This is a genomic window from Actinacidiphila polyblastidii, from assembly GCF_036353415.1.
GTDB lineage: Bacteria > Actinomycetota > Actinomycetes > Streptomycetales > Streptomycetaceae > Actinacidiphila > Actinacidiphila polyblastidii.
This window is the reverse complement of the sequence record NZ_JAZEWV010000010.1, coordinates 1-13762: the sequence shown is the minus strand read 5'-3', so window position 1 is coordinate 13762 and position 13762 is coordinate 1. Positions and strand designations below refer to the sequence as shown.

Annotated in this window: 10 protein-coding genes; 3 read left to right on the top strand and 7 right to left on the bottom strand. The window is 74.9% G+C overall.

Going from position 1 to position 13762, the window contains the following annotated elements:
• Nucleotides 1-177 precede the first annotated feature (177 nt).
• Complete coding sequence (locus tag V2S66_RS14550; RefSeq protein ID WP_413966395.1) at nt 178-570, bottom strand: MGMT family protein; 393 nt, start codon at nt 568-570, stop codon at nt 178-180.
• Between the two features lie 626 nt (nt 571-1196).
• On the opposite strand from V2S66_RS14550, the gene V2S66_RS14545 reads away from it, so the two are divergent.
• On the top strand, nt 1197-3809 hold the full coding sequence (locus V2S66_RS14545; RefSeq protein WP_330795742.1) for a lysylphosphatidylglycerol synthase transmembrane domain-containing protein: 2613 nt from the start codon (nt 1197-1199) through the stop codon (nt 3807-3809).
• 81 nt (nt 3810-3890) lie between these two features.
• Here the strand turns inward: V2S66_RS14545 and V2S66_RS14540 are convergent, their stop codons facing one another.
• A complete protein-coding gene (locus tag V2S66_RS14540; RefSeq protein ID WP_330795382.1) occupies nt 3891-4439 on the bottom strand; it encodes a hypothetical protein in 549 nt (182 codons plus the stop codon).
• Nucleotides 4440-4761: 322 nt separating this feature from the next.
• On the opposite strand from V2S66_RS14540, the gene V2S66_RS14535 reads away from it, so the two are divergent.
• Both V2S66_RS14535 and V2S66_RS14530 read left to right on the top strand, forming a co-directional pair.
• Nucleotides 4762-5436 (top strand): hypothetical protein, encoded by a 675-nt coding sequence (locus V2S66_RS14535; protein WP_330795380.1) that lies wholly within the window; start codon nt 4762-4764, stop codon nt 5434-5436.
• Nucleotides 5424-6500, top strand: coding sequence for a hypothetical protein (locus tag V2S66_RS14530; protein WP_330795378.1), 1077 nt, complete (start codon nt 5424-5426; stop codon nt 6498-6500). Before V2S66_RS14535 ends, V2S66_RS14530 begins: the two co-directional genes overlap by 13 nt.
• A gap of 73 nt (nt 6501-6573) precedes the next feature.
• Here the strand turns inward: V2S66_RS14530 and moeZ are convergent, their stop codons facing one another.
• The 5 genes from moeZ to V2S66_RS14505 form a co-directional block, all read right to left on the bottom strand.
• Nucleotides 6574-7752 carry an adenylyltransferase/sulfurtransferase MoeZ gene (gene moeZ / locus V2S66_RS14525; protein ID WP_330795376.1) on the bottom strand — a complete coding sequence of 393 codons (1179 nt, stop codon included), beginning with the start codon at nt 7750-7752 and terminating at the stop codon, nt 6574-6576.
• A 177-nt stretch (nt 7753-7929) separates the two neighbouring features.
• Complete coding sequence (locus V2S66_RS14520; RefSeq protein WP_330795374.1) at nt 7930-8778, bottom strand: spherulation-specific family 4 protein; 849 nt, start codon at nt 8776-8778, stop codon at nt 7930-7932.
• Nucleotides 8766-9677, bottom strand: a complete 912-nt coding sequence (locus tag V2S66_RS14515; protein ID WP_330795372.1) for an NAD-dependent epimerase/dehydratase family protein — start codon at nt 9675-9677, stop codon at nt 8766-8768. The genes V2S66_RS14520 and V2S66_RS14515 overlap by 13 nt, the downstream gene beginning before the upstream one ends.
• A 31-nt stretch (nt 9678-9708) precedes the next feature.
• Nucleotides 9709-10560, bottom strand: a complete 852-nt coding sequence (locus tag V2S66_RS14510; RefSeq protein WP_330795370.1) for a hypothetical protein — start codon at nt 10558-10560, stop codon at nt 9709-9711.
• A 1304-nt stretch (nt 10561-11864) separates the two neighbouring features.
• A complete protein-coding gene (locus V2S66_RS14505) occupies nt 11865-13532 on the bottom strand; it encodes a DUF3492 domain-containing protein (protein ID WP_330795368.1) in 1668 nt (555 codons plus the stop codon).
• Between the last annotated feature and the right edge of the window lie 230 nt (nt 13533-13762).

Here is a 13762-nt window from a genome sequence, read left to right as displayed (position 1 = left end):
GCGTCGCGCACGTCGGATGCGGTCGGAGAAGAGTGGGCGGGAGTGTCGGGGGAAGAGAATGTGGGCTTCACGTGGTTGGCCGGTTTCGTGGTGGTCAGGGAATGTACTCCGTCCGGACGGACCTCGGCATGCCGTCGGTCCGGATGGCGGAAGCTGGATGACATGACCTCCCGGCCGTCACCCGCCGCCGGCGCCACCCCCGGCCTCGCCGTCCGCGCCGCCGCCTGCGCCGCGCCCGTCCCAGCGGGCCCGGCGCATGTCGACGCGCGGCACGTGCCCGTCGGCCGCGGGGCCGCTCCGCCGCAGCGGTGTGCCCTCGGCGAGGTACTCCGCGAGCGCGGCGAACTCGTGTCCTGGCAGCAGCGCGCCGTCGGCCCTGACCACGCGCCACCACGGCACACCGCTGCCGTAGAGCGACAGCACCCGGCCGACCTGGCGCGGCCCGCCCTCGTCGAGCCATTCGGCCACGTCGCCGTAGGTCATGACGCGGCCGGCCGGGATCAGGTCCACGGTGTCCAGCACGCGTTCCGCGTACTCGCCCGGCGCTCCCGGGTCGTGCTCCTCGCTCATCCGCCCCATCCTGCCCGAGACCACCGACACCGGGGGGTTCCGGTGCCATCCGGAGACCGAGCGTGCCACCATCGTCCGGGCGGTGACTGGTGATACGAGATCAAGAGGAAACGACGGGCGACACCACGGGCGCGCAGGAGGCCGAAGAGGCCACCGGCGCCCGTGAGGCGCTGCCCGCCTCCGGGGGCGGCCGCAGCGCCGGTTTCCCCCGCGCTGACGGCTCCGCCGCCGCTCCCCCGCCCGACGCCTCGAACGCCCCCGACACCCCGGACACCCCGGGCGACGGCTCCGGGACGCCGGGAGCGGGGCGCGGGCGCGAACGGGACCAGGACCCGGACCGCGACCCCGGCGGGAGGAGCACCTCACGCACCGGCCACGGCGGCGCCGCAGGCGAGCACGGCGCCGCGGGCGACTCGGTCGGCGGCGACGGCGCGACCCGGCATGACGCGTCCGGCGGCGCTGCCGCCGAGGGCGCGCGCAGGCCGGACGCGGACGGTTCCGCGTCAGGGGACGCCGATCGCGGCGGCAGCGGTGACCACGGCGACGCCCCCGGCCCCCCGGGCGACTCGGAGGAGCCCGCGGAGTGCGAGCCCGAGGAGTGCGAGCCCGAGGAGTGCGAGCCGGAGGTGGGCGCGACCCGGCTGCCGGTGTCGGGGGACGAGCCGCTGCTCGCCGCCCGGGTGCACCGCCCGGCCGACCTGGTGCGGTTCCTCTTCGGGCTGCTCGGCATCGCCGTGGTACTGGCCATCGCCGGGTTCGCGCACGCGACGACGAGCGGCCTGGAGACGGACATCAGCAAGGGCGCGGACCACGCGCCGAGCGTGCTGTCCTCCTTCGCCGGGCTGACCGCGAGCATCGGTGTGCTGATCGTGCCGGTGGCCTTCGCCGTGGAGCGGCTGATCAAGCGCGACGGGCTGCGGATCGCCGACGGCGTGCTCGCGGCGGTGCTGGCGCACGGCACCGCGCTCGCCACCGACCTGTGGGTGACGAACTCCGCGCCGGACCCTATCCGCGACGCGCTCTCGCACAACGCGCCCGGCGGCGTCGGGATGACCGACCCGGTGCACGGCTATCTCGCGCCGGTGATCGCCTACGTCACGGCGGTCGGGATGGCGCGCCGTCCGCGCTGGCGGGTGGCGCTGTGGTGCGTGCTGCTGCTGGACGCCTTCGCGGTGCTGGTCGGCGGCTACACGACCCCGTTCTCGATCGCGCTGACCGTGCTGATCGGCTGGACCGTCGCCTACGGCACGGTCTACGCGGTCGGCTCGCCCAACGTCCGCCCGACCGGGCACCAACTGCTGGCCGGGCTGCGCCGGGTCGGCTTCGCGCCGCTGACCGCGCGCCGGGTCGACGACCCCGCCCAGGAGAGCGCGGACTCCGACCGCGGCCGGGCCTACCTGGTGACGCTGGAGGACGGTCCGCCGCTGGACGTCACGGTGGTGGACCGCGAGCAGCAGGCGCACGGCTTCTTCTACCGCGCGTGGCGCCGGCTGTCGCTGGTCGGCGGGATCACCCAGCGGCGCAGCCTGCTGTCGCTGCGGCAGGCGCTGGAGCAGGAGGCGCTGCTGGCGTACGCGGCGATCGCCGCGGGCGCCAACGCGCCACGCCTGATCGCCACCTCCGAGCTGGGCCCGGACGCCGTGATGCTGGTGTACGAGCACATCGGCGGCCGCAGGTTCGACGCGCTGCACGACGACGACATCACCGACATGCTGCTGCGCGAGACGTGGACGCAGGTGCGTTCGCTGCAGTCGCGGCGGATCGCGCACCGGCGGCTGGCCGGCGACGCGCTCCTGGTGGACCGCAACGGCCGGGTCTTCCTGACGGACCTGCGCGGCGGCGAGATCGCCGCGGGCGACATCGTGCTGCGGATGGACGTCTCGCAGCTGCTGACCACGCTGGCGCTGCGGGTGGGCCCGGAGCGGGCGGTCGCGTCCGCGCTCGCGGTGCTCGGCCCGGACGCGGTCGCGGACTCGCTGCCGCTGCTGCAGCCGATCGCGCTGAGCCGTTCGACGCGCGCGGAGCTGAAGGTGCTGGGCCGGGAGCGGGCGCAGCGTGAGCGGGACGCGGTGCTCGCGGCGTCGGCGCACGACAAGGAGGAGCGCGAGCGGCACCGGGCGGCCGAGGCGGCGCACGCCCACGATCCGGCACCGGCCAGGACGCCGTCGAAGGCGGAGCGCAAGGCCGAGGACAAGGCGGAGAAGCGGGCCATCGAGGACGCGCTGGACGAGGCCCGCGAGGAGGACCTGCTGTCGCTCATCCGGCAGCAGGTGCTGCTGATCCGGCCGCAGGCCCCGGTGGAGCCGGTCCGGCTGGAGCGGATCAAGCCGCGCACGCTGGTTACGGTGATCGCCGGCGCGTTCGCCGCGTACTTCCTGCTCTCCCAGCTCAGCTCGGTGCCGATCGGCGACGCGATCCTGAACGCGGACTGGCGCTGGGCGGTGATCGCGGTGCTCGGCTCGGCCGCGAGCTACGTGGCCGCGGCGTGCGCGCTGTCCGGGTTCGTGCCGGAGCGGCTGTCGCTGCTGCGGACCGTGCAGGCGCAGGTGGCCGGGTCGTTCGTGAAGCTGGTGGCGCCGGCCGCGGTCGGCGGTGTCGCGCTGAACACCCGCTATCTGCAGAAGGCGGGGGTGCGGCCGGGCCTGGCGGTGGCGAGCGTCGGCGCCTCGCAGCTGGTGGGCCTGGGCTCGCACGTGGTGCTGCTGATGACCTTCGGCTTCATCACCGGCACCGAGAAGACGCCGTCGCTGTCACCGTCCCGTACGGTCATGGCCGGCCTGCTGACCGCCGGTGTGCTGGTGCTGGTGGTCACGGCGGTGCCGGCGCTGCGGAAGTTCGTCTCGACGCGGGTGCGGGCGCTGTTCGCGGGCGTGGTGCCGCGGATGCTGGACGTCCTGCAGCGCCCGGCGAAGCTGCTCACCGGCATCGGCGGCACGCTGATGCTGACGGTGACGTTCGTGATCTGCCTGGACGGCTGCGTACGGGCCTTCGGCGGCCACCTGTCCTACGCGGCGATCGCGGTGGTCTTCCTCGCGGGCAACGCGCTGGGCTCCGCGGCCCCCACCCCGGGCGGCGTCGGCGCCGTCGAGCTGGCCCTGACCGGTGGTCTGATCGCGGCCGGCCTGCCGAAGGAGGTGGCGACGCCCGCGGTGCTGTTCTTCCGGCTGCTGACGTTCTGGCTGCCGGTGCTGCCGGGCTGGCTGTCCTTCACGCACCTGACCCGCAAGGGCCAGTTGTAGCCCCCCGCGACGCCGTGTGCCCCGCCCCCGGTCCGGTGGCGGGGCACACGTCCGTGCGGGCCGGCGGCCCGCCGCGCGGGGTCAGCGCGGCTCGATGTCCGAGATCTTCCGGGTGGACAGGTCCGACTGCACCTTGAGGTAGGTGTACGTGGGGTGCGCCGGGTTGCCCCACTGCAGCCGGACCACGGTGAAGGCGTGACCCGCGCCGCTGCCGTCGTACGTGACCGTCCAGCCCCGCGGGACGTCCTGGGCCCGCAGCACGCCGTCGGCGTGCTGGGACTTCTGCCACGCGGCGAGTCTGGTGCGCAGGCCGCTGGTGAGGTAGTGCGTCCGCAGGTCGGCGGCCAGCGGGTCGTTGCCGCCGTCCCAGACCGCGTCGATATAGGCGCCGTAGAAGTCGGCCACCCGGTCCACGGTGGACTGCGGGTCACCGGCCCGGCCGGACGCCGCGGCCTGCGGGTGCGCGGCGGCGTTCTGGACGGTGTGCGGCCCGGGGCGCGCCTGCGCGGCGACGGCGGGCACGGCCACCGCGAGGCTCAGCGCGGCGGCGGCGAACGCGCCGCGGCGGACGGCGCGGGAGCGGGACGTGCCGGGCGTACGGGTGCGGCTGCTGCTGCGGCTGCTGTTCATGGGTCCCTTGCCTTTCGGATGGATTTCTCGCTGATATCCATACTTAGCTGACAAGTGATATGACACCCCGTAAGACCCTGTGTGTCCTGGAGCGGTTCCGTTCCATTCGGGGGGAGTCGGCGAAGATCACCTCGACGGCCCGACCGGCGCGCGAACCGGCTTCCGTATGTGACATGTCCGTGACCGGATCCGCACAGACCGGGGCTCGAAGGGGCAGTGGCGCTTGGGTAGGGTGAGATTCCTGGACACGGGGACCAGAGGGCGTACGGCTCTGCAGCCGTACGCGTGGGTTCCCCTGACGACCGATCGGGAGCCTTCCACGATGCGAGCCCGTACCGCTGTGACCACTGCCGCGCTGGCGGCGACGGCCGCTCTCGTACTGACCGCGTGCGGTGGGGGCGGCGGATCGGGGGACTCCGACAAGATCGCGTCGTCGCCCACCGCGACGACGCCCTCAGCCGCCCCCACGACCGCGGCCACCCCGACGGGGGGCGCTCCGCTGCGGATCGACCCCTCGCTGGCCCTTCCGGCGGACCTGAAGGTGAGCTTCGACTTCCCGGCCCCCGCCGACCGCACGGAGTCCGTCGCGCTGTCGGCGAGCGCCAACTTCATGCAGTCGATGATGTTCGCCGTCGTCAAGCAGAACGCTTCGACGAGCGGCCTGCACACCTACGGCTCGGGCAAGGCGTACACCTACGCCCAGCAGTACGTGCAGAACCACATCGCCGCCAAGAAGTCCCTGACCGGCACCGATCTCTTCTACCGTCCGGTGGTCAAGCTCCAGTCGAACAAGTCGGTCGCAGAGGTGACCTTCTGCGAGAACCAGAGTCACCTCTACAGCAAGGAGATCCGGACCGGAAAGGTGCACACCACCGCGCCCAGCGACGAGGACTACACGTCGTACGACATCGTGCTGACCAAGGCGCCGACCCAGGCCGAGTGGTGGCAGGCACAGTCGGTCGACTACAAGGAAAGGGCCCTGGAATGCAAGCAGTGAGGCTCACCGCGAACGCCGGCCGGGCCCTGCCCCTGGCAGTGGCAGCCGTCCTTCTGGCCGCCGGCACGAGCCATGCGTACGACGACACCAAGAAGCCGCCCGCCAAGCAGCAGGGCGGCGATCACGATCGCACGATCGACGCCAGCGCGGCCGGATACCGGCTGACGTACTCGTCGGGCGGGCCGTCGACCACCAACAAGCCGCTGCGATCCTCCGATGTGACGTGGACGCCGCCGCCGTGCTGGTTCGGCCCCAAGTACACCGCCGAGCAGTTCAAGGCGGAGTACACCACGAACTTCAACAAGGAACTCCCCGACGTCACAGGGACGTTCCGCACCGCCATGGGCATGGACAGGGACCACTACGCGAACGGGCTCGACTACCCCGACGAGAAGGGGTACAAGGACTTCAACGTCGCCGACAACGACAAGGGCCAGTGGTGGGCGGTCTCCGTCAACCCGAACGCCGATCCCGTCGCCCAGATGTCGTGCAACGACGAGCGCCCGCAGTGGGTGCTCAACGGGCAGCGGCCCCGCGGCGGCACACAGCACGTGATCAGCGCGGAGATGCTCTCCCGGCTGGCGTACGCCGCAACCCAGGTGCCGGGGGTGACCGTCCAGGTCAATCCGCGGGGGGTGCAGACGGTCAACATAGCGACGTGGACGTGGCTGAAGCAGAAGTACACCACCGTGTCCGTGCGGGCGTCGGTGGACCTCGGCGGGGGGCAGGAGATCTGGGCGGAGACGACCGCCAGGCCGGCGAGCGTGCACATCACGCCCGGGACGCCGTACGCGAAGCTCTTCCCCCGGTCGGGGGACTGCCCGATCGGGGCCGGCGGGCAGGTCGGCGCGCCGTACGACGGCGACGCGAAGGCCGACCCGCCGTGCGGGGTGACCTACCTGGCCCCGACCACGAACCGGCCGCCGTTCCAGCTGGACGTGACGGCGAAGTGGGACGTGTCGTGGAGCGGCTCGGACGGGACGCGGGACAGGCCGCTGCCGGAGGGCGTGATCGACGATCCGCGGGACGTCACCGTGCAGGAGTACCAGTCGGTCAACCGCTGACCGGCGCGACGGACGGGACGCGGTAAGGGGCGGCGCCCAATGGGTGCCGCCCCTTACCGATGCGCGTCGCGACCTAGTAGATCGGCTTGTCCGGCTCGATCGTGTTGACCCAGCCGATGACGCCGCCGCCGACGTGGACCGCGTCGGCGAAGCCCGCGGACTTCAGCACCGCGAGCACCTCGGCGCTGCGCACGCCGGTCTTGCAGTGCAGGACGATCCGCCTGTCCTGCGGCAGGTGCTCGAGCGCCGAGCCCATCAGGAACTCGTTCTTCGGGATCAGCTTCGCGCCGGGGATGGAGACGATCTCGTACTCGTTCGGCTCGCGGACGTCGATGATCTCGATGTTCTCGCCGTCGTCGATCCACTCCTTGAGCTGCTTGGGAGTGATCGTCGAGCCGAGCGCGGCCTCCTGGGCCTCCTCCGACACGACGCCGCAGAAGGCCTCGTAGTCGATCAGCTCGGTGACCGTCGGGTTCTCGCCGCAGACCGCGCAGTCGGGGTCCTTGCGGACCTTGACGGTGCGGTACGTCATCTCCAGGGCGTCGTAGATCATCAGCCGGCCGAGCAGCGGCTCGCCGATGCCGGCCAGCAGCTTGATCGCCTCGTTGACCTGGATCGAGCCGATGGAGGCGCACAGCACGCCCAGCACGCCGCCCTCGGCGCACGACGGGACCATGCCGGGCGGCGGGGGCTCCGGGTACAGGCAGCGGTAGCAGGGGCCGTGCTCGGACCAGAAGACCGACGCCTGGCCGTCGAAGCGGTAGATGGAGCCCCACACGTAGGGCTTGCCCAGCAGCACGCACGCGTCGTTGACCAGGTAGCGGGTGGCGAAGTTGTCGGTGCCGTCCACGATCAGGTCGTACTGCGCGAAGATCTCCATCACGTTCTCGGCTTCGAGCCGCTCTTCGTGGAGGACGACGTTCACGTACGGGTTGATGCCCTGGACGGAGTCGCGGGCGGACGCGGCCTTGGAGCGGCCGATGTCGGCCTGGCTGTGGATGATCTGGCGCTGCAGGTTCGACTCGTCGACCTCGTCGAACTCGACGATGCCGAGCGTGCCGACGCCCGCCGCGGCCAGGTACATCAGGGCCGGCGAGCCGAGGCCGCCGGCGCCGACACACAGCACCTTGGCGTTCTTCAGCCGCTTCTGCCCGTCCATGCCCACATCGGGGATGATCAGGTGACGCGAATACCTGCGGACCTCGTCAACGGTGAGCTCGGCGGCCGGCTCGACCAGGGGTGGCAGCGACACAGAGACCTCAGCAATACGGTTGGTCGGTCATCAGAGCACGCACGGGCGGCTGCCCGGACGCTCTGTTTCTGCAACAGTGCCACGCCGGTCTTCATTCCAAGACACCCGGTCCGAGGAACGAGACGTCTTCCGGCCACATGCTGGGCGCTCGCCGCCCGGCGCATGCCCGGCGCCCGCCTAGCGCACCTTTCGCACCGCTTCGTGCCAGTAGCCGGGGAGCCCCGCCCACGGGTCGCCGCCGGCGCGGTCCGAGCGGTCGGTCAGGCACACCGTTCCCGCGCCCTGCCAGCGGGCGATCCGCAGCGCGGTGTCGAGGTGCGCGACCGGCAGCCCGTGCACGAGGTGCGCGAAGCGCGACGGCGGATACCCGGCGGACCACTCGGGCGCCTCCGACCGACGGTAACGGGTCCAGGGCCCGTCGAAGACCACCAGCTGGTCGGCGGTCTCGGCGTAGCCGGGGTGCGGGTACGCGCCGGGGGCCAGCACGACGAGGCCGCCGTCCGGGCCCGCGCCGCCGCCCTCCCCCGGGTTCCCCGCGGCGCGCCGCGTCCGCTCCTGGCCGAGCACCGCGCGCAGCGTGCTCACCACCCGGCGGCACTCCGCGAGCTGCGCGCGCAGGGTGGGCGCGCGGTCCAGGTAGAAGCCGTCGACGCCGTACCAGTCGAGGTGGTGCGACGCGTCCGCGACCAGGTCGCCGAACGGCCGGGCGCCGTAGGAGCAGTCCAGCAGTCCGAGGACCGGGACGCGGTTCTCACGGACGCGCTCCAGCGCCTCCGCGTACAGCGGGTCCCGCCGGCTCCCGGGGCCGCGCCGCACATCGAAGGCGGCCCAGTGCAACGGCGCGCCCGGCCGGGCCAGTTCGGCCCACTCGGCGGGCGCGACCAGCGGGTGGGCGAAGGCCGGCACCCCGAGTCCGGCACGGTCCCGCGGCCGGGCGCCCGGTGCCGGCTCCGCGCGCGCCGGGATTCCGGACGCGCTCCTGGACGAGGCCCGCGACGAGGTCCTGGACGGGATCAGACGCGGCATGCCGCCTCCATCCACACGTCGGCGAGCGACTCCTCCAGGCCGATCCGGGGCCGCCAGCCGAGCCGGTCGCGCGCGGTGCGCACGTCGGCCTGCTGCCAGATGCCGCAGCCGTCGGGGTACGGCGGCTGGCCGGGGCCGGCGTGGGTGTCGTCCAGCTCGTGCAGCACGCCCTCGTAGCCGGCGACGTGCGCGAGGGCGGCGGCCATGTCGCGCAGCCGCACGGCCCGCCCGCTGCCGATGTTCACCACGCCCTGCGCGGCCGACAGCGACGCGGCGTGCACCGCGCGGGCCACGTCGCGCACGTCGATGAAGTCCCGCTGGAAGCCGAGGCCGCCGATCTTCAACTCGCCGTCGCCGTTCTGCATGGCGCGGCGCAGCGCCTCGGCGACCCGGCCGAGCGGGGCGCCGGTCGGCGTGCCGGGGCCGACCGGGCTGAAGATCCGCAGTACCACGGCGTCCAGGCCGGAGGCCAGGACGAGTTCGGTGGCCGCCAGCTTGCTCACGCCGTACGGGCCGCCCGGGCGCGGCACCGCGTCCTCGCCGGTGGACGCGCCGGGCTGCGAGGGCCCGTACTCCGAGCCGCAGCCGAGCTGTACCAGCCGGGCCGCGGTGGAACTGCGCCGCAGCGCCTCGCAGACGGTCGCGACGGCGACGGTGTTCTGCCGGGTCAGGTCGCGCGCGTTGCCCCGGGTGGACCCGGCGCAGTTGATCACGACGCCCGGGTGCACGGCGTCCATGAAGCGGGCGAGCACCCCGGGCGCGCCCGAGGACAGGTCGAACCGCACGTCGGCGTCGTCGCTTCTCCCGAGCGCGGTCAGCTGCACGGCGGGGTCGGCGAGCAGCCGCTCCGCGACATGTCGGCCGAGGAAGCCGTCGGCTCCGAGCAGCAGGACTCTCATGTGACGTTCTCCAGGTGTGGGCGGTACGGGGTCAGGTCGGATGGTGGGCCGAGGCGCGCGGCAGCAGGCGGAACGCCCGTACGGCCATCGCGAGGGCCGCGGCGGCGCAGAGCAGCGCCTGCGCCGGGCCGGCCGCGCCGATCAGGCCGAGCCGGTCGGCGAGCAGCGCGACCGCCTGCGCGGCGCAGGCGGCGGCGAGGCCCGCCGCGGCGGGCGCGGCGCGGCCGTGCACGGCGAGCAGGCGCGCGGTGAGGAGCAGCGCGCCGAGCGCGAGCGGCAGCGGTGAGGCGGTGACCAGGGCCAGCAGGGCCGCGGTGTACGCGGCGAGGGCGGCGGCCAGCCGCGGCCGCACCGCGTCGGCGAAGTCGGACAGCCCGTGGCTGGGCGCGAGCTGGGCGCGAGCCCGCACCGCGAACCAGCGCGCCGCCCAGGCGGCGGGCGCCAGGCTGAGCGCGAGCCCGGCGAGCGCCGGGCGGCCCAGCCCGGGCAGCGTCAGGGCGAGCAGCGCGCCCGACCACACCGCGCCCGCGCCGGTCGCCGCCCGCAGCGGACCGCGGCGGGTCACCGCCGCGGCGGCCAGCACCAGCAGCAGCGCGGCCAGCGGGCGGTACGGGGCCGCGCACGCGGCGGCCGGCAGCAGGTGCAGCGCGGTGGTCCGCCACCCCGGCCACGGGCTGGTGCGCGCCCCCGGTCCCTCCTCCCGCTCCGCCGGATACGGCCGCCGGGCCCGCGGCGCCCGCGCGTACAGCTCCTCGGCGAGGCCGAACACGTCCCGGTGGCGCAACCGCCGCGCATCCGCGTCGGTCAGCCCCTGCGCCTCGAGCCCCGCGGTGATCTCCCACACGTCGACGCACCCGTCGAGCAGCGCCTGATGCCGGTGCATCACCCCGCGCACCGGGTCCGCCGGCCCCCGCCGCCGCGCTGCGGCCTCCGGCCGCGCCCCCCGAACCCCGACGCCCGCCCCGGCCGCGGGCGCTTCGCCGTCCCGGCGCGCGTCCACCGACGCACTCGCGCCGGCCACAGGCCGCTCCAGCTCCGCCGGAAGTCGTTCACCATCCCGGCGGGGGTCAGAATCCGCCCCCGCTCGGGGCCACGCACCCCCCGCGCGAGTGCGCGCCATGTCGGTCTCGCCGTAGGGCCGTTGGCCGTCCAGGCGAGGGTCCGCCGACGCACCCCGCCCGGCCGCAGGCCGCTCCAGCTCCGCCGGGAGGCGTTCGCCGTCCCGGCGAGCGTCCGCCGACGCACTCACCCCGGCCGCAGGCCACGCACCCCCCGCGCGGGTGCGCGCCATATCCGGCTCGGCGGCGAGCCGTTGGCCGTCCCGCCGCGCGTCCACCGACGAAACCGCCTCGGCCGCGGGCCGCTCCAGCTCCGCCGGAAGTCGTTCGCCATCCCGGCGGGGCTCCGCCGCGGAATCCGCCCCCGCTGGGGGCCACGCACCCCCCGCGCGGGTGCGCGCCATGTCGGTCTCGCCGCAGGGCCGTTGGCCGTCCAGGCGAGGGTCCGCCGACGCACCCACCCCGGCCGCAGGCCGCTCCAGCTCCGCCGGGAGGCGTTCGCCGTCCCGACGCGCGTCCGCCGACGCATCTGCCCCGGCCGCAGGCCACGCACCCCCCGCGCGAGTGCGCGCCATGTCGGTCTCGCCGTAGGGCCGTTGGCCGTCCAGGCGAGGGTCCGCCGACGCATCCGCCCCGGCCGCAGGCCACGCACCCCCCGCGCGGGTGCGCGCCATATCCGGCTCGACGTCGAGGCGTTGGCCGTCCCGACGCGCGTCCACCGACGCACCCCGCCCGGCCGCAGGCCGCTCCAGCTCCGCCGGAAGTCGTTCGCCGTCCCGACGCGCGTCCGCCGACGCATCCGCCCCCGCCGCAGGCCACGCACCCCCCGCGCGGGTGCGCGCCATGTCCGGCGCAGCCGAGAACGGTTCGCCGACCCGGCGGGGGGCCGCCGACGAAAACGCCCCGGCCGCAGGCCGGTTGGGCTCGGCCGCGAGCTGTTCGGGCTTGCGGCCGGCCGCAGGACGTTCGGCGGAGGCGTCCCGCGCGCCCGCGGTGCGCTCTCCTTCCGGGCGCGGGGCGGACTCCGCGGGGGGCCGCTCGGCGTCGGGGCGGCAGCCCACCGCCTCGGCGGCGGGTATGACCTGCGGGGCTGGGTGGCAAATCGATTCGCCAGCGGGCGGGCGGGGGCTCATGGGCGGAAGCCTTTGGTGAGGGGGGCGAGTCGGGTGGGCGACCAGGATTCGGCGGGGGCGGTGAAGGGGCGGGGCGCGCCGGCCGCGCTGAGCAGGGGCTCGCGGGGGACGGGGTGGTGGGCCACCACGTCGACGTAGCTCTCGCGGAAGGCGTCCACACAGCGGGCCACGGTGAAGAGCGCGAGTGCGCGCTCACGGGCGGCGGCGCCGAGCCGGGCGGCCCGCTCGGGTGCGCGCAGCAGCGAGAGCGCGGCCTCGGCGAGGGCCTTGGGGTTGCGCGGCGGCACGACGAGCCCGGTGCCGCCGATGACCTCGCGCACCGCCCCCACGTCCGTGGACACCGTGGCCCGGCCGCAGAACATCGCCTCGACGAGGCTCAGCGGGAAACCCTCCGCGCTGCTGGACAGCAGCACGACGTCGCCCGCCGCGTAGGCGTCGGCGAGTTCGGGCGCGCCGGGCGACCCGATCTCCTCGAAGGCGACGGGGCTCTCGCCCACCGCGTGCGGGTCGGCCGCCTCGTCGGGGAAGAGCTGCGCGGCGAGCGTCCTGCAGTGGTCGAGGTAGCGGACGGACGCCTGGCCCGCGCCGCGCAGGTGGAAGATCCTGAGCCTGGCCTGCGGTTCCTCCTGGCGCAGCGCGTGGAAGGCGTGCAGAAGGGCGATGAGGTCCTTGGCGGGGTCGGGCCGGCCGACCCACGCGAGCACCGGGTCGGCGTGGCCGGCCGGCGTGACGGCCTCCGCCTCGGCCGCCTCGCCCGCGCGGGCGAACCGGGCCGCGTCGATGCCCGGCTGGACGGTGCGGATGCGCTCGTGCGGCGCCCCGCACCGCTCCTGCCAGCGCCGCACATGGGTGGACCCGGGGGTGACGAGGGCGGCCTGCCGGTACACCTCACCGGCCAGCAGCCGGTGGTAGTCGCCGAGCAACGCCCGTACGGCTGGGGCGAATCCGGCCGCGCGGTGGGCGAGCAGCGCCTCGCGCAGCCGTACGGTGTACTCGGTGACGATCAGCGGGGTGCCGCAGAACCGTTTGGCCAGCAGGCCGGGCAGCGCGGCGGGGCCGCCGGAGGCGGCATGGCAGAGGTCGGCCGCGCCCAGCTCCTGCGGGCCGTACCAGGGCAGCGCGAGCGGCCGCAACTGGCGCTCCAGCAGGTCGGCGACGGCGAGGAGTTCGGTGACGGTGACGTCGCCGAGCAGCGGGCGCACACCGGGCGCCCGGCACGCGGACTCCAGGGCGCCGATCGCGTCGTCGCCGCGTAACAGCTCGGCCAAGCCGCCGTGTTCGACCGCGACGCCGGCCAGGCCGTAGAGCCCGGCGGCGAACCGGTCGGCGCGTGCGGCCGCCCCCAGGGCGGAGCCGCCGGCCAGCGCGGCGGCGAACTCCCCGAAGTGCCAGCGGAACGCGGCGCCCCTGGCGCGCCGGGCGGCCCGCCCGCGCCCGTCGCGCGGCCGGGCGGGCGGCGGCGCTCCCCACAGCCGCGCGCTGAGCACCCGCCGTACGTGCGGCGGCGGTTCGACGGTGCCGCCCTGCTCGGTGCGGGCGGAGCGGCTGAGCGCGTAGACCTCGAAGTCGTGGTGCGGCAGGCCGCGCACGAGCCGGTCGCACCACGCGCCGCCCTCACCCCGCGCGTACGGATAGCCACCCTCGGTGAGCAGCGCGATGCGCACGAGTGAGCCCCCTTTCGGCAACGGCGTCTCCCGGCCGCGGCACGCGGGGGCCGGAGCCGCGGCCGCCGGCCCGCCTCGCGGACGTCGGACGCAGATCCGGGCCCCGGATCCGGGCCCCGGGTCTTGCGGAACGCGACGACCGTATGCCTCGGGGACGGTGGCGGGGGGGGGGGGGGGGGGGGGCGCCCCCCCCCCCCCCTGCTGGGTACACTATACTCAAACACAACCCC